11 protein-coding genes are annotated in these 17,113 nt (G+C 53.2%); all 11 read left to right on the forward strand.

The window, feature by feature from the left end:
* Positions 1-258: 258 nt before the first annotated feature.
* Positions 259-3,261, forward strand: a complete 3,003-nt coding sequence (locus ACWAU0_RS16850; RefSeq protein ID WP_523070812.1) for a TonB-dependent receptor — start codon at positions 259-261, stop codon at positions 3,259-3,261.
* Between the two features lie 330 nt (positions 3,262-3,591).
* A complete protein-coding gene (locus ACWAU0_RS16855; protein ID WP_458137344.1) occupies positions 3,592-6,351 on the forward strand; it encodes a TonB-dependent receptor in 2,760 nt (919 codons plus the stop codon).
* A gap of 74 nt (positions 6,352-6,425) precedes the next feature.
* On the forward strand, positions 6,426-7,385 hold the full coding sequence (locus ACWAU0_RS16860) for an SMP-30/gluconolactonase/LRE family protein (protein WP_458137345.1): 960 nt from the start codon (positions 6,426-6,428) through the stop codon (positions 7,383-7,385).
* Between the two features lie 634 nt (positions 7,386-8,019).
* Complete coding sequence (locus tag ACWAU0_RS16865; RefSeq protein WP_205450334.1) at positions 8,020-8,526, forward strand: rhodanese-like domain-containing protein; 507 nt, start codon at positions 8,020-8,022, stop codon at positions 8,524-8,526.
* Positions 8,527-8,591: 65 nt separating this feature from the next.
* Complete coding sequence (locus tag ACWAU0_RS16870; protein WP_458137346.1) at positions 8,592-10,928, forward strand: DUF1549 and DUF1553 domain-containing protein; 2,337 nt, start codon at positions 8,592-8,594, stop codon at positions 10,926-10,928.
* A 104-nt stretch (positions 10,929-11,032) separates the two neighbouring features.
* Complete coding sequence (locus ACWAU0_RS16875) at positions 11,033-12,496, forward strand: DUF1501 domain-containing protein (protein ID WP_458137347.1); 1,464 nt, start codon at positions 11,033-11,035, stop codon at positions 12,494-12,496.
* A 359-nt stretch (positions 12,497-12,855) separates the two neighbouring features.
* Positions 12,856-13,242, forward strand: coding sequence for a hypothetical protein (locus tag ACWAU0_RS16880; RefSeq protein ID WP_192374917.1), 387 nt, complete (start codon positions 12,856-12,858; stop codon positions 13,240-13,242).
* A 10-nt stretch (positions 13,243-13,252) separates the two neighbouring features.
* Positions 13,253-13,843, forward strand: coding sequence for a peroxiredoxin (locus ACWAU0_RS16885; RefSeq protein ID WP_192377270.1), 591 nt, complete (start codon positions 13,253-13,255; stop codon positions 13,841-13,843).
* Positions 13,844-13,872: 29 nt separating this feature from the next.
* Positions 13,873-14,568, forward strand: a complete 696-nt coding sequence (locus ACWAU0_RS16890) for a c-type cytochrome (RefSeq protein WP_458137348.1) — start codon at positions 13,873-13,875, stop codon at positions 14,566-14,568.
* 52 nt (positions 14,569-14,620) lie between these two features.
* Positions 14,621-15,211 carry a peroxiredoxin gene (locus ACWAU0_RS16895; RefSeq protein ID WP_458137349.1) on the forward strand — a complete coding sequence of 197 codons (591 nt, stop codon included), beginning with the start codon at positions 14,621-14,623 and terminating at the stop codon, positions 15,209-15,211.
* 88 nt (positions 15,212-15,299) lie between these two features.
* Entirely contained in the window at positions 15,300-16,940 is a 1,641-nt protein-coding gene (locus tag ACWAU0_RS16900; protein ID WP_458137350.1) for a PepSY domain-containing protein, read from the forward strand.
* Positions 16,941-17,113 lie beyond the last annotated feature (173 nt).

The raw sequence follows: 17,113 nt of genomic DNA on the forward strand, positions 1-17,113 counted from the left end.
TTCCCGTCAATGCGCATTTAATATTGCTGGCATGCCTATTGCAAAATCGATGTTAAAGCCGGATATGGTTTTAGACGGCACAGTATTAACGTTAGTTTTTATCGATTTTTTTTTAACATTCGTTTAGGTGGCATAGTGAGCGATAAATTAACAAGTGCTTTTTCAATAAGCGCTACTCGACAGGATGGGGTTCCTCAAGCAATTAGTTCGCGACGTAGGTTATCGACCTGCGTGGCAATGGCAATCGCCGGTGTGTCCATGGCGTCTGCATTCGATGTGGAAGCCGCACCGAAAAAAAACAGCAAAACCAAAACCGTCAACAGCAAAGCGGTCAGCGATTTGGAAGCGGAAAATCAGGCTTTGCGTCAGCAGCTTGCCGCAGCCAAACAACGTGAATTGGAGTTTCTCAAAAAAGGCGCAACGGGCACCGCAGCTGCCGGAACTACTAATGCCGGCGCACCAACCGCTGAAACCGCTGCCGCGCCGAACGAAGCGCAGGCAACCGAGTTAGCCCGGAACGATGACGATCAAAAAGCGGATTTGGGCGAAGTGGTCGTAAAGGCCAAACCCAAATTGGCGAAATTACACGAAGTCGCGCAATCGGTATCGGTGGTATCCGGTACCGAATTAAACCGGGAACTGTCCAGGGACTTGGGCGACATCACCCGCCGCGCGTCCAACGTGCAATTCAATCAAAACAACACCCGCGGCGCCTCGCTATCGGTGCGCGGTTTGGGTAAACGAAGTTTCACGGAAACGCAGGATCCCAGCGTCGGCGTCACGGTGGATGGCGTACCGTATGCCTTGACGCAGTTGGCTAACTTCAGTTTTTACGACGTGGAAGCGGTGGAAGTCACGCGCGGGCCGCGCGGTACCGAAGGCGGTTTGGCCGCCAGCTCCGGTAAGGTCAATGTCACCTCTAAACTACCGACCTTTGCGCCAACGGCGGAATTGTCCGCCGCTTATGGACAGCGGGAATCGTTGATATTGCAAGGTGCTTTAGGTGGGACGGTGATCGATAATTTCCTCGCATGGCGTGGATCATTCATCGTCGACAAGGCGCGCGGTTTTTATGAAAACGAATACGACAGAAACTACACACTATATAACCGCGATCGCTTGAGCGGCCGCGCGCAGTTGCTGTTTACGCCGACCTCAAACTTAACGGCACGCTTTATCGCCGACTTCGAGCCGAAGCAACCACAGGTACAAAACGGGTTAACCTTCTATCATGATCAGCCTTTTAGGTTTGCCGACGGCAGTCTCACGGATAGAAACGGCACATCCGCCTACTCCAAACTCAATGGCTATTTTAGTCACAGTAACCAATTCGCAATGAACGATACCACCAGTCCGGGGGCGATCAGCGCCGTCGGTTCAAGAGCGGCGGCCGGTCAGTATTTTGCCAACAGAGGGTTTACCTATAACGATTATGTTGGTGGCGAACAACGCGGTACCGTCTGGTTCGATCAAAACAAAGGCCAAACCGTCAATAACCAGGGCGCAGCAGCCTTGATCGACTGGGAAGTCGGTAATCATGTGTTGAGCTCAAGAACCGGGGTGCGCGAATATCGCTTTGATGCGCACAACGACGAAGGTACGCCGTTTGACATCAGCGTCGATGGCGGCGGCGGGGTTAAATACAATCAATGGACGCAGGAATTTAAAATCGTCAACAAACCGGGCGGCTTTTTGGATTACAAGGCCGGCGTGATCGGTTTATGGACCAAGGATAATGTAGACTCGAAAGCCGGCTGGGGCGCCGACGCCGGGGCCTGGTTCGCCACCAATGGTCAATACAACGCTTTGTATCGGAACGCCGGCACCAATCGCGGCGCCGGCGAAGCGATCCTGAAAGACTTGTTGCAGGATGCACGCACCTTCGAATCTACGGAGATCCGCACCCAATCCGGTGCTATATACGGCGAATCGGATTTGCACTTTACCGACAACTTCACCCTTACCGCAGGGGTACGCGCCACGCATGAAGACCGTACGTCGCGCAACTTTAAGAATATTGCCAGAAATGGCGTTGGTGGGGCGTTTAATCCGGAGTCGGTGCGCGATGTGGCCACCGGCGGCTTTAATTCTGATACGGCGCAGTCCTTTACTGTCGATCAGGATGGCGACGGGGTGATCGACAAAAATCCCGATGGGAGCAATAAAACGGTTACCAACACGTTTTACGGCTCTACTGCAAACTACGGTAAGCTCAATGCGGCGCAAACCGCTGTAGTAGCCGGCGACGCTGTAGCGAATAGTGCGGAGCAAACCGCGCTGGCGGATTCCTTGGCCGCCCGTTATTTTGGCGGCTCCAGCTACGCCGCGTTGACCGCCGCGCAGAAAACCATGGTAGCCAACGCCAAAACCCTGCGGGCTTCGCAAATCGGCCGCTTGAACCAAACCGTCGAAGACGATTATCAAGACGTGTTGTATACCGCCCAGTTGTCGCCCAGCTATAAAATCAACGACGACCTGACTACTTATTTGTCCTGGCAATACGGTGAAAAGTCCGGTTCGGTCGCGCCGGTCAATGGCCGACCCTTTACGGTCAAGCCTGAAGAAACCCATGCATTGGAGCTGGGTTTGAAATCATTCTGGCTGGACAAGTCGATAGTGGTCAATGTCGATGCCTTCGTGATGGATATTAAAAACTACCAGCAGGCCGTACAGGTGGTGGACGAATTCCAAACCCAAGTCAATATGGAACCGGGCGGCTCCGGTTTGACCGCCTATACCGCATCGCAGGGTAACGTCGGTCGGGTGCGCGTACACGGTGTGGAGCTGGACAGCGTGATCAACACCATTCCCGATTTGTCGATCCGCTTCAACGGTGCCTATAACGTTGCCGAATACCTGGATTACAAAAATGCACCCAAAGCTGATGAGTTGGGTTATCTCACGGGGGATTACGTTGATATGACCGGCCAATCTCTGCCCGGCGCTTCCAAATGGAACTTTAACGTCGGTGCCGAATATTCCAGACCAATCTTCGAGAGCAAATACATCGCGCATACCAGCTTCAATACCAACTACCAAACCGAGTTTAATAACACCGATAACTTGTCGGCCTACGGCTGGGTCGGCGACCGGGCTAGAACCGACGCGGCGATCGGTGTCGGCACCCGCGATAAACACTGGGATCTGAGCTTGATCGGTAAAAACATCTTCAATGATAGAAATCACGAAATTGGCTGGAATTCCTATGCGCCGGATCCTTATCCGCGTTGGTTCGGTATTCAGCTAAGCGGGAAAATTTAGGATGGGAGCCGGAGCAAAAGATGCCATTCAGACCAACTCGTAAACTTGGAATAGAACTGTTGACAGGCAGACAGATGGTCAGCAAGGACTGATGACCTTTCAACAGTTTTTCAGCTGGCGGCTTTCTTATGGTGTTAGAGGGATGGATAAATTGGATTTTAAAGTTAGTTATTAAATTCAATTGTTTAAATCTAAATAATGGATGGCTAGGCGGATGTTTATCATCCTGTGGCACGGTCGTTGCGTTGAGCGTTACAGAAAGTTCGGATTGCGGGCGTCGTCGTGGCGTTGGCTCGAATTGGTTTTTGTAACATTCGAATAGGTGAGATCGTGAAGGAATATTCAATTGGGAGTCTGTCGGCAGACAACATTGAAACGGTGAAAGTGCCGCTGCACATCAGCAATCGGCGCGGTTTGTCGGTGTGCGTGGCAATGGCAATAGCAGGTGGTTCAATGTTACTTGCTAACGATGCGACCGCCCAAACGGCATCGGTAAAAAAGAGCGCGAAAAAAACCGGAAACAAACAAGTTGCCGATACCCAGGTTAGCGATTTACAAGCACAAGTCGAGCGCTTGAGCCGGGAGCTGGAAGCCTCAAAACGGCGTGAGCAGGATCTGCTCAAGAAAGGCGTGGCGGCCGCGCCTGCTGCGGTTGGCAACGCCGACGCAGCTGCGTTAAGCAGCCAGGAGCCTGACAATGTCGTTGCCGCTGCTGAGCCGGAGCCGGAAGAAAAAGCCGACGAGCCGCAAGACCTGTCGGAAGTGGTCGTCACGTCACGGCGTAAGGAAGAAAAGTTACAGGAAGTGCCGATTCCGGTGGCGGTAATCAACCGGGAAACACTGGAGCGGGATAACGTTGTGTCGGTACAAGATTTCTCGCGGCGCGCGCCCAACCTGGGTGTCACGTCGGCTAACGCTCGGCAAACCAGTATTGCTTTGCGGGGTTTGGGTAAAAACAGCGGTAACGAATCCATGGAACCCAGTGTTGGGGTGATGGTGGATAACGTCTGGCGGGCCTGGACCGGGGCGGCCTGGGCCAACTTTGCCGATTTGGATCAAGTGGAAGTGTTGCGTGGTCCGCAAGGTACGCTGCAAGGTAAAAACAGTAACCTGGGTTTGCTGAACATTACCACTAAAGCGCCTTCATTCAAGAACAGTTATTACGTGGATGGCTTTGCAGGGGATAGGGATACCCTGCAAGGCAAATTCGGCGCTACCGGTACCATTTTGCCGGGTTTGTTGGCGTATCGCGCCTCCGGCTTTATCGATAAGCGCGACGGCTTTGTGAAAAATTTGGATGTGCATCGCAGTGAGGGGGATTTAGGCGAAACCAATGCGTTGGGCGGGCGTTTGCAGTTTCTGTTTACGCCGAGCGAAGATTTGAGCGCGCGGCTGATCGTTGATAAAACTGCCTCGACTCAAACCATGAGCGTGCAACCCCTCATCGCCGATCCTACGCGCTTTGACGATGGCACTCTGCGAACCACTACCTTCAGCAGCCGGTTAGCCAGGGACTGGTTCAATACCCTGCGAACCAATGGCCAACCGGTGACCGTAATTGGTGATCCTAGGGCGATGGCGAACAACGAAAGGCGCCAATCGCGCGGCGACGGTTCCGGGGTGTCGGCGGAAATAAACTGGGATGTGGCGGGACATCGGTTGACCTCGATTTCCGCTTACCGGGATGCGCTGTTTGAACCCAATCATGATGGCGAGTCCAGCACTGCTGACGTTGAACGGATCTCCGGTTGGACGGTTAAAAACGAGCAATGGTCACAGGAGCTGAGACTGGCGTCTAAAGACCCTGGGCCCGTCGATTACCAATTCGGCGTATTTGCGATGCGTGCTATCGCCAATACCTTTAATCAACGCCTTTTCGGGGTGGATGCCGGCGCTTTCCATGCCAGCAATAGCCAGTACGCGCTGTTGAATGCCAGCCCGGCGTCCCGGCAATTATTGGCGGCGTCCATGCGCGATACCATGTTGACGCAAAACGTGGTGCCTGCCACCGATAGCTATGCCGGCTACGGTCAGATTAACTGGCATGTCACCGATGATGCGACCTTGACCTTAGGCTTGCGCAATACCTTTGAACGTCGGGAAAACACCGGTTATAGCCGGAATTTGGGCGGTGTGGATTTAGATGCTTTGGGTGCTTCCTTAGGCTCTAATGCCGCTCAGATTGCAGCGGCCAAGGCTATCCGCAGCAATCGATTGGGGCCGGAATGGGACGCACCGCGGCAAGGTTTCGATCAAAATTCGCAAAACTGGTTAATCAATCCTAGTTACAAAGTGAATAAAGATTTGATGGTTTACGGCTCGGTGGCCGGCGGTCAAAAATCCGGGGCGGCGCAGTTCAACTTTAACACTGGGGCCACGGAAAACGTCAAACCGGAAGACGTGATGGACTACGAATTTGGTTTCAAGAGCACTTTGTTGGATCGCAAGCTGGTATTCAACGTCAACTTGTACCAAACCGATATTCAAAGTTATCAATCGCAGTTGGTGGCGGCCGATCCATTGAGGGCCGGTCAATTCTTGACGCAACTGGGCAATATTGGCGGTATTCAATTACGCGGTATCGAATTGGAAACCAATTGGGATATTACCCAAGGTTTGAATGTGTTCCTGAACGGTTCGTATAACAAAGCCATTTACACCGACTTTGCTAACGCGCCGTGCCCACCGGAAGCGAATAACAGCGGATATTGCGATCAAACCGGTAAAACCATCCCGAACGCGCCGGCGTTTACTGCCAACTACGGGATAGATTACCGGGCGCCATTAACCTTTGGTTACGGTAACGACTACGGTTTGCAATGGCATGCGTATTTGATCGACAGCTTTAAATCCGCAGCGAACTACAACGCCAGTTTGTCGCGCTATGGCAAGCAGGACGCCTATCACGTCACCGATGGCGGGATTGGATTGGGTACTAAAAATGGCAAGTACAACCTGGACTTGGTCGGTAGAAACATCTTTGACACCATCTACTTTACCAATGCCAGTAACTTTTCCGGTACCGGCGCGGCGAGTGCTTCATTCGGCGATGCGCGTTACTACGGGGTGCACTTTAGAGCCAAATTCTAATTGTTACACGCGCCGGACGGCTAAACCGCCGTCCGGCAAACTGATTTATCGAAACATTTGCAAAGGAAATACTGATGTTATCTAAACACTTCTATTTACTAGGATTTAGCGCGTTGATTTATGCGGCGGCAGCCGGCGCCGACGACCCGGTTACCCCGGCAATTCCCGGCGTCGCCGCTGGCGGTGTGGTAGCCGAGCTGATCAAAGACGGCTTTAACGGGACCGAGGGGCCTATTGGTTATAGTGACGGCAGTTTATTGTTCACCGAAACCCAAGCCAACAAAATCATACGGATCGGTACGGACGATAAAGTCTCGACTTTTCTGGAAAACTCCAACGGTTCCAACGGCCTGGCTTTGACGCCCGACGGCGAGATCGTCGCGGTACAAACCGTCAAAACCAAAGTCGGTGTGGTTTACCCGGCCAATAAGAAAAATACCTTGGCCGAAAACTATCAAGGCACCGCATTTCAACGTCCCAACGATTTAGTACGCGCCAGCAATGGCGGTATCTACTTTACCGATAGCGGTACGCGGCCGAGCAAGGACAATCCCAACCCGCCGCCGTCGCATCCCGGCGTGTTTTATATTTCACCCGGCGGCGAGCTTAAACAATTGGCGACCGACATTGAACGGCCCAACGGTATTCAATTAAGCAAGGACGAAAAAGTCTTGTACGTCGCCAATACCCAAGGCGAACACATCCTGGCTTACGATATTGCCGCCGACGGTTCGATTCAGAATCGGCGCAATTTTGCCAAACTGGACGGTTGGAAAAAAGGCGAAGACGGCACGTGGTCCAGCGGCGCTGACGGCATTGCATTGGATGACGCAGGCCGGTTGTATGTTGCTTCCAACGCCGGTGTAGAAATCATCAGCGCTAAAGGTGAGAGCCTGGGCGTGATTCCACTACCCAAAAAGCCGCAGAACCTGGCCTTTGCGGGTGTGGACAAGAAAACCCTGTATGTCGTCGGTCGCGGCGCGGCTTACAAAATTCCGTTGCTGACTGCCGGTATTAGCAGTCGGCCGAAATAGCCAATTTGACGAAGTATCTCAAACGGCCCTTAACACGGGACTTAAGGGCCCCCATCATTTCATCAAGCTCTCGTGGTGAGACCTCTAACGGGCAAGGATTGATCCTTAGCCCGTTTTTTTTGGCCCGGCGTTTTTGCCGGGCTCCAAGTGTTGCAGATCGAGGACCTTGCAAGCTTCCTGCTTGGCCTATCTGTACGCCTTCTTTCTATAGACCAAAGCGACTCTATTAACCCCGACCTTAAATACCGCTCGCCTTTATGCCGCTAAAGGTATTGTCGAAGGACCACGCACCTCAGGCTTCGACTAGCTCAGCCCGAACGGCGCGCCAGGGATCAATCCGGTCGGATCATTCAACGGTTGGTGTGGTGCTAGCCCAGCAACAGGGCATGTTGCGACCCTGCTGAATTTCCACCAGTTGCTTAGGCTGTGCTTGGATGTTCAGGGATTTATCAAGTGTTGTCGAGAGTGGTTTGAAATAAATATCACGTGTTAAATCAATGATTAACAAGCTAGTAATGATTTTTTATGGCGGATATTTTTCGAGTGGCATGCTAGTTGCTTTTTACCAAATGAGGAACCTTATTCAAGCGCGATAAACCGTGCAGTTAGCAACTAATAACAGGAAGACATAGCAATGAAAAACACGACCACAGCGGCTCTTTTAGCTCTGATCTTGGCGGCTCCGGTAGCGTTTGCCGCCGACGCAGACGCCGGCAAAAAAACCGAGGCGCCGGCCGCGCGGCCTTATACCTATAAAACCCCAAAATTGAATCGCGCGGAAATCGATGCCTTACTCGCCAAGCCCGAGCAAGTATTGTTTATCGATGTGCGCCGTCCCGATGAAATCAGCAAGATCGGTACCTTTCCCGTCTATTTAAACGTACAAATCGATGAACTGGATAAGGCTTTACCGTTTATCCCTAAAGAACGCTCCATCGTCACCGTGTCCAATCACGCCGGCCGGGCCGGTAAATCCGGTGATTTGCTGAGTGAAAAGGGTTTCAAAGTGGTTGGCGCGATAGGTTCGCAAAACTACGAAGAAGAGGGCGGCAAGATTACCAAAATCGTCCCGCCTGCGCCTAAGCCCGAAGAGCATGCCAAAGAGCAAGAGCACAGCAAAGGCCATAAGCATAAAGGTTAATTTCCGAATGAGGTTGGGTTAAGCCCCGGCTTCGTTCCATCAAGCTGTCATTTTGGAGGAATTCAATGAAAATAAAACTATATTGCGCGGTGGTCTGGGGACTGGCGCTGGCGCTTTCCGATGCAGCCCAGGCAGCAGAGGAAAAGCCGGCGACTGAAGCCGCCGCGCCCGCTGGACAACCGAAATCCAAACTCTGGTCATATCAACCGGTCAAAGCGCCTGCCGTGCCTGACGTGCAGCAGAAAGATTGGGTCAGAACCCCTATCGACGCTTTTGTGCTGGCACCTTTGGAAGCCAAAGGCATCAAGCCTTCACAGGATACCGACCGCGCGTCGTTCATCCGCCGGGCTACGCTGGATGTGTGGGGTGTCATTCCCACCCCGGAAGAAGTCGATGCGTTTGTTAACGATAAATTGCCTGATGCTTACGAAAAATTGGCGGACCGTTTGTTGGCTTCGCCGAAATACGGCGAGCGCCAAGGCCGTAAATGGCTGGATTTGGCGCGTTATGCCGATAGTACCGGTTTTCAAAACGATAACGACCGCTTGAACATGTGGCGTTACCGCGATTACGTGATCAATTCATTTAATCAGGACAAACCGTACAGTAAATTTATTCAGGAGCAATTGGCCGGCGACGAATTGTGGCCGGGCGACGAACAAGCCTTGGTGGCCACCGGCTTCATGGCGCAATTCCCGGACAACAGCAACTCCCGCGACTTGGTACAACGCAAATACCAAATCACCACGGACATTACCGATACCGTGGGTAAGGTGGTGCTGGGTCAAACCGTGGAGTGCGCGCGTTGCCATAACCACAAATTCGACAAGATCAGCCAGAAAGATTATTTCTCACTGCAGTCGTTCTTTGCCAACATCGCGCCGGTAGACAACATCCCCGCGAAGAAAGGCGAGGTGGAAAAAGCCTACGAACAACAGTACGCCAAATGGGAAGAGGCGACTAAAGAGATTCGCGCCAAGAAAAAAGCCATTATCGATACGCATAGGGAAGAGGCGCTTAAATATCACAAGGAACGTTATTTGACTGACTCGCGGGAAGCGATCTTCAAACCCAAGGAGCAATGGAACGCTCGCGACCGTTGGGTAAACCACCGTTTGGCCAATGTGACCGACGAAGGTAGCTTGGAATCGTATTTCCGGGAAAAAGGTGAAAGTACCGATGCCAAAACTCGCGATCCAAAAATCGCCGAGCAATGGGCTGAGTTGGAAAAACTGGATAAAGAACTTAAAAAATTCAACGATCTGAAACCCACCACATCCTCCAACACCATTTCGGCGATGACCGAACTGGGTCATCCGGATGCGCCGCCTAGCTATGTATTTGCGGTGGGCGATCACGAAAAGCCATTGGAAGAAGTGCAACCCGCGTTTCCGGAAGCGATTACCGACGAAAAACCAGACATCAAACCGTTGCCGTTTTCCTCCGGCCGCCGGTCAGCGCTGGCGAAATGGATTACCAGCCCGACCAATCCTCTGACCGCTCGGGTATTTACCAACCGGATTTGGGACCAATATTTCGGTAAAGGCATCGTCACCACCGTCAGCGATTTCGGTAAAGCCGGTCAAAAACCGACGCATCCCGAGTTGCTGGATTACCTGGCCTCCAAATTCGTCAACGACGGCTGGAGCGTGAAAAAACTGCACCGTGAGATTCTGTTGTCCAGCGTTTATCGCCAATCGTCGGATTACCGCGAAGATGTTGCCAAAGCCGACGGCGAAAACCAGTTGCTGGCAGTGTTTCCGCGCCAACGTTTGGAAGCGGAGCAGGTCAGGGATTCCTTGTTAGCTGCGGCTGGCAAGTTGGAAGAGAAAGTAGGTGGACCTAGCGTGTACCCGCCGTTGCCCAAAGCGATCAACACCGCCAGCGGCAACTTCCAAGGCGATCCAGCTTGGAAAACCTCCAAGGATGTTCACGATCAGAACCGCCGCAGTTTGTACATCTTTACCCGGCGCAGTATCCCGTATCCGATCCTGGACTCTTTCAACATGGCGTCGCCGCAGGAAGCGCACAGCAAACGCGAGGTCACCACTACGCCGTTGCAAGCCCTGACTCTGTACAACAGCGAGCTGATATTCGACTGGTCTAAATCCTTGGCTGGCCGGGTGATCAATGAAGCCGGTGAAGATGAAGAAGATCGCATCAGCAGACTGTATCAAATCTTGTTTGCGCGGCAACCGAAGGATGATGAGAAAGAGTCGTTGCAGGCCTTCTTGAATGAACAGGAAGCCATCATTCGCGCTAAGGCGGCGGATGGCAAGTTTGAAGTGAACGTACCGGCCGGCGTTAAGGACAAGCCGCTGGGTGACCCTGTTAGAGCCGCTGCATTCGTGGATTTGGTCCACGTGGTAGCCAACTCCAACGAGTTCATCTACCGGTTTTAACGATACATACGACTCGGTTTAAGTGGGCGTCTGCCAAATCGGCGGGCGCCTTACCCGACCCGAAGCAGTTGCCGACACAAAATACTATTCAAGAGGTTTAGATAATGAACAACAAATCACGTCGCGATTTTTTAATAAAAACCGGCTATGGCTTGGGCGGCTTGGCTGTCAGCGGTTTCCTGCCCGGTGGTGGCGTCATTGCCACTGCCCTGGCGGACGATCCTGCCCTGCAAGCCTTGGCCGGCGCCAATCCTTTAGCGCCGAAAGCGCCGCATTTTGCGCCTAAAGCCAAAACCGTCATCTGGCTGCACATGTCCGGTGCCCCCAGTACGCTGGACTTGTACGATTACAAGCCGCAGCTGGTCAAACAAGCCGGTACCGGTATTCCAGCGTCGTTTTTGCAAGGCATCAAAACCAGTACTCAAGGCGGTATCACCAAATTGATAGCCACCAAACGTGACTGGAAACAGCACGGTCAAAGCGGTGCTTGGTTTTCCGATTGGCTGCCCAATCTGGCGGAACATGCCGACGACTTGGCGTTTATTAAATCCAGCGTGACCGTTGGTGCAACCCACGATATTTCCATCATGAAGTTGAACACCGGCGGCTTGAACCCCGGCCGGCCAACACTGGGTGCCTGGGTGCAATATGCTCTGGGTTCCGCTAACCCAAATCTGCCGGCTTACGTGGTGTTGTACAACGACAAACGCGAACCACGCGGCGGTGTGACCAACTGGGAATCCGGCTTTTTACCAGCGGTTTATCAAGGTACGCCGTTCCGCCCCGGCAATTCGCCGATTCTACATTTGAACAACCCGGAATATCTGGCTAACGCGGAAAAACGCCATGCGCTGGACTTGCTGAAACAGATAAATCAACAACATGCGTCCAACTATCCAACCGATAGCGAACTGCAAGCCCGTACCGAATCCTACGAGCTGGCTTACCGCATGCAGGAAACCGCACCGGAAGCGGTTGACTTTAGTAAGGAATCCGATGCAACCAAAGCGCTATACGGCTTAAACGATGAAATTACCCGCCCTTACGGCGAGTTGCTGCTGCGTGCCAGACGCTTGACCGAACGCGGCGTGCGCTTCGTGCAAGTCGTATCCGGCCCGACCGACATCAAAGGCGACAGCCGAGATTGGGACGCGCACCAAAACATCGAAGACAACCACAGCAAGCATTCAAAAATTATCGACAAGCCGATCGCCGGTTTGTTGAAAGATTTGAAAGCCAAAGGTTTACTGGATGAAACCCTGGTGGTGTGGACTTCCGAGTTCGGCCGTACCCCATGGAGCGAATCCGGCGACGGCCGCGACCACAACCCTTGGGGCTACACCCAATGGATGGCGGGCGGCGGCGTTAAAGCTGGCTACACCCATGGCGGCACCGACGAGCTGGGCGTACAAGCCATCAAAGGTACCGAAGTCGATACCTACGACTTGCACGCCACGGTGCTAAACCAGTTGGGTCTGGATCACTTGAAACTGATTTACAAATATCAAGGCCGTTCGGAACGTCCAACCGTGGTGTACGGCAAAGTGATCAAGGAATTGATCGCCTAAGTTCGAGCTTTAAAGTCTTACCCGAAGGCTTGGCGCTTTCGGGTAAGCGATTCGCCGAGCCGGCTATTTGCCGGAGCAACGCGAATTTGAACCAATGTGGACATCTCTGAAATTCCTTCTTTATCAAACAGGGCGTTAGGACGGCGCTGTCAAAGAGCAAGCGTTTATCCCGGCAAGGATGTTGGGTGGCCAATGGATGGCGAACCGGATTATCTCCCGGTAAAACGCGAAGCTGGGCCGTTGTGGGGGCCTTGGGTGACAGTGTTTCGTTTGAGTCCTGTTTGGCGAAGAGGGAATTTTAGAGATGTTCTGAGAAAACAATTTAGTGCGGTATGTAAAGCCGCAACAGGGTTAACGATATGCGAAAGACGATTTATCTTTTCGGAATTGGGTTGGTTCTCAGCAGCAGCGCGGTGATTGCCGAAAGCGAATTCGATTTCGAAGAGTTAATGAACGATGTGGAAACCAAAATTCAGGAAGTGCAAAACAATATTGCCGCCAAGGACGCCAACACCGCGGTAACCCAAGCCAAGCAATTACAGGACGAATTCAAGCTGGTCGAAGGATTTTTTGCCAAGCGCGGCAACGCTGACGATGCGACGCATAACGCCAAGGAATATCAGGACAAGGCGGCGAATATTCAGAATGCGCTGGCTGCCGGTGATTTCGATACCGCTGCTGTGGCCGCCAATGACTTTTCCAAACAATGCCGCGGCGCCTGCCACGACAAATACAAACCCCTCTAATTGAAGAATTATGAAAAACTTATTTTTGAAAAGCCTGCTGCCTGCCGTCTTTGCTTTGCCGGTGATGGCCGCGCTACCGGAAGGCCATCCAGCCCCGGATTTTCAAGCGCAAGCTTCCCTGGCCGGCAAGGCTTTTAATTACACGCTTGAGGATGCTTTGAAAAAAGGCCCAGTAGTGGTGTATTTCTATCCGTCTGCTTATACCGGCGGTTGCAATTTGCAGGCGCATAGTTTTGCGGTCAATCACGAAAAATTTGCCGCTGCCGGCGCCAGTATCGTCGGTGTCTCGCTGGATAGCATCGAACGCCTGAACGACTTTTCCGCCGATCCCAATTACTGCGCCAGCAAATTTCCAGTGGCATCCGATGCCGACGGCAAAATCTCCGGCAATTACGATATCGCCGTGAAAGCCGCCGCGCCGGGTAAAACCGATAGTAGGGGCGTGGAAATCAACCACGGATTTGCCGAGCGTACCACTTTTGTGATCACGCCGAACGGCAAAATCGCCGCGACCTTGGGCGGCTTGAAGCCGGAAGAAAATGTCGCCAAAGCGCTAGAAATTGTGGAAAAGCTCGCCGCTGATCGACCGAAGGCGAACTAGGCATGGGGTTTTGCCGTTGGCTATGCGCTGTGGCGCCCGAAACCAAATGCCGCGGAGCAAGGCGTCATTGGCGCCGTCGCAGCCCGTGGCTGGCCGTCAGTACCTTTGCCTTGTTGGCCTCGGCGAAAACCGTCTTGGCCGAGCAGGGCGCTGAGCTTGCCTTGCAGCGTATCGGCAACGGCAATCCGGTCGCCGGTAAACAAAAATCGGCTGACGAACGTTGCCAGGAATGTCATGGCGAGGACGGCAACAGCGGCGATGTCAGAATCCCCAGCCACGCCGGCCAATACGCCGGTTATTTGGTTAAGCAGCTCAGCGATTTTAAATCCGGCGCCCGCAGCCACGAAATTATGAATGTGATGGCCGCCGATCTGACTCCAGAAGACATGGCCGACATCGCCGCTTATTTTGCCAGCCAACAAGTCATGTGCGGCGACCGAATTGCCGACAATCCGCTGGCCAAAGATTTGTTTGTAAACGGCGATGCGGCGCGGGACTTGCCCGCTTGCGCCAGTTGCCACGGCGAAAACGGTAAAGGCAAGGTGGTGGATAACGTCATTTACCCAGTGATAGGTGGGCAGCGCCGGGTTTATCTACGCAGTCAATTGACCAATTGGAAGCTGGGCGAACGCAAAAACAGCCCGGAAGCGGTAATGAACAAAGTCGCCAAGTCATTAAACGACGACGAATTGAATGCCTTGGTCGAATACCTATCGGGGTTATAAGCAGATGAGTGTCCCGCCGGAAGCTTATTCCCATCCTTTTTACGGAGTTGATATGAAACGTTTTTTTCTGAGTAGCGCACTATTGCTGTTAGTCGCGTTCTCGGCACTGGCCGACTTGCAAGAAGGCGATGTCGCGCCGGATTTCAATACCCAAGCCTCTTTTGCCGGCAAGCCGTTTGCCTATTCCTTGAAGGAAGCGCGCGGCAAGGGCCCCGTGGTGGTGTATTTCTATCCGACCGCTTACGGACGCGGCTGCAATATTCAGGCAAGAACCTTCGCGATCAATCACGACAAATTCGCCGCAGCCGGCGCGACGATTGTGGGCGTGTCCTTGGACAGTATCGAGCGGTTGAACGAATTCTCGGCCGATCCTGAGTACTGCGCCAGCAAATTTCCGGTGGCCTCGGATGCGGACGGCAAGATCGCCAATGCTTACGGCTTGAGTATGGATGAATCGAAAACCGGGCGCTTGGACAGCCGCGGTGTACAAGTCAATCACGGTGCTATCGCCCGGACTACGTTTGTGGTGGCGTCGGACGGCAAGATCGTCGCTAGCGTCGGCGACTTGCAACCCGCCGAAAATGTCGAAAAGGCCTTGGAGATTGTGCAAGGTTTGGGCAAGTCCGCGCAGGCGGGTCAATAAGGGTTTAAGGAAGTGTGTAGCGGGGGCGAAGTGCAAAGTAGTTTTCAACGGATAGTGTCATCAACAAAGGGCGTTTAAGAGGGCGGCAATGAAGAAGTCTTTGAATTGGTTGTTATATGAAACCCACCGCTGGCTGGGGGTGGTGTTGGCTTTGTTCATGTTTTTCTGGTTTTTCACCGGCATCGCGATTATCTATTCGACGCCGACCACGCAAAGCCGCAGCCAGCAATTGGCACACGCGGAAAGCCTGGCGCCGGAAGCCGGCTGGTTGAGTCTGGGCGAAGCCTGGGACCGCAGTGCCGAGCGGCGCAAGCTGTTTGCCGCGCAACATCAATCCAAGCCCGCAAACATGGGTGAACACGGCGCGCAGGCAAAAGCCGAGACTGGTAATAGCGCCGAGCAGACTGCCGGTATAGCCGATGCCCGCTTGGTAAGACGTAACGACGAGCCGTTTTGGCTGGTGGAAGATACCAAAGGTGCGCGCTTTGCGCTGTCCGCACTGGACGGCAGCTTGCGCGAAACTTCAGTGGAGCAGGCGTTACGCATCGCCGACGACTGGTTCAAACGCGAGGGTATTAACCATAATTTGCAAGTAGTGGAAACGGTGGAAGCGCCGATTATTCTGCGCAATCAGGAGGCTTTGCGGCCGTTTCATCGGGTAGCTAGCGACGACGGCGACGAGTTGTTGATTTCGGCACGTACCGGCGAAGTGCTGCATGCCTCGACCCGCGTCGATAGGGCGTTTTACTACGCCGGCAATTGGCTGCATTTATTCAAACCTTTAGAGGCCATCGGTCTGGGCCAATATCGCCACGATGTGCAATTATGGTCGGGCTTGGGCGCGACTATTGCGTGCATCACCGGTTTAATTATCGGTTGGCTGCGCTGGCGGCCGGGTTTTAACGGCAAGCCCACTTACTCGCAAGGCCGCACGCAACCGTACCGGGAGTTTTGGTTTAAATGGCATTTCTGGAGCGGTTTGATCGGCGGGACCGTCGCGCTGTTCTGGGCGCTGAGCGGATTTATCGATACCAATCCCGGCAAATTATTTTCCGAAGCCAATCCATCCCGGCAAGAGCTGAACCGTTATTTGGGCAAGGTGTTACCCGAGGCGATGCGCAATTGGCAACCCGGCCCGCTGAATACGGCCGAGGGTAAGGACATCGTCGAGTTGGGTTGGCGCCGCTTGGGCGGTGAAGCGGTGTTATTGGCTTATGGCCGCGATGGTCAGCGATTACCGCAAGCGGTGGATGGGGCGGTTCAGCAATTCAATAAAATCTCGGTAACCGACGCGATTATGCGTGTGTCGCAAGATACGCCCATCGCCAGTCAGGAACTCTTGGAAGACTACGACAGCTATTATTACCGGCGGCACCATCAAAGCTTGGTGGAAAAGCCGTTGCCGGTGGTGGCGGTGCAGTTGGCGGACGCAGCCGGCACCCGGTTTTATCTGGACCCGCAAGACGGTAGCTTGCTGGCCAAACTGGATCGCAGTCGGCGGGTGTTTCGCTGGTTATATTCCGGTTTGCATCATTGGGATTTCGGTTGGTTGTATCACCGGCCAATTTGGGATGCCTGGATGTTGACCTGGGTGGGTTTCGGTTTGGTATTGGGCGCCAGTTCGCTGGTGGTTGGATGGAAACGGTTGGTCAAAACCTTTAAGCCGAAAAAACGCAAGGCGGCCGGACCGCAGTCGGTGCTGGAACTGGCTACGGAAACCCGTAGTTAAGATAAATGCTCGGTAACGCCAGGATAATTGGCGTTACCGATAAGCTAAGATATAAGCCGAGAACCAAGATGGTTTTATAGCGGCTTTTTCGCACTTCCTCACATTGAAAGTGCTGCTAAAAATAGGTTGGCATGTCCAGCGCGAGTATTTGAGATCAAGGCTGTATGCCGCCT

It is taken from the genome of Methylomonas sp. Uni0009, from assembly GCF_054188105.3.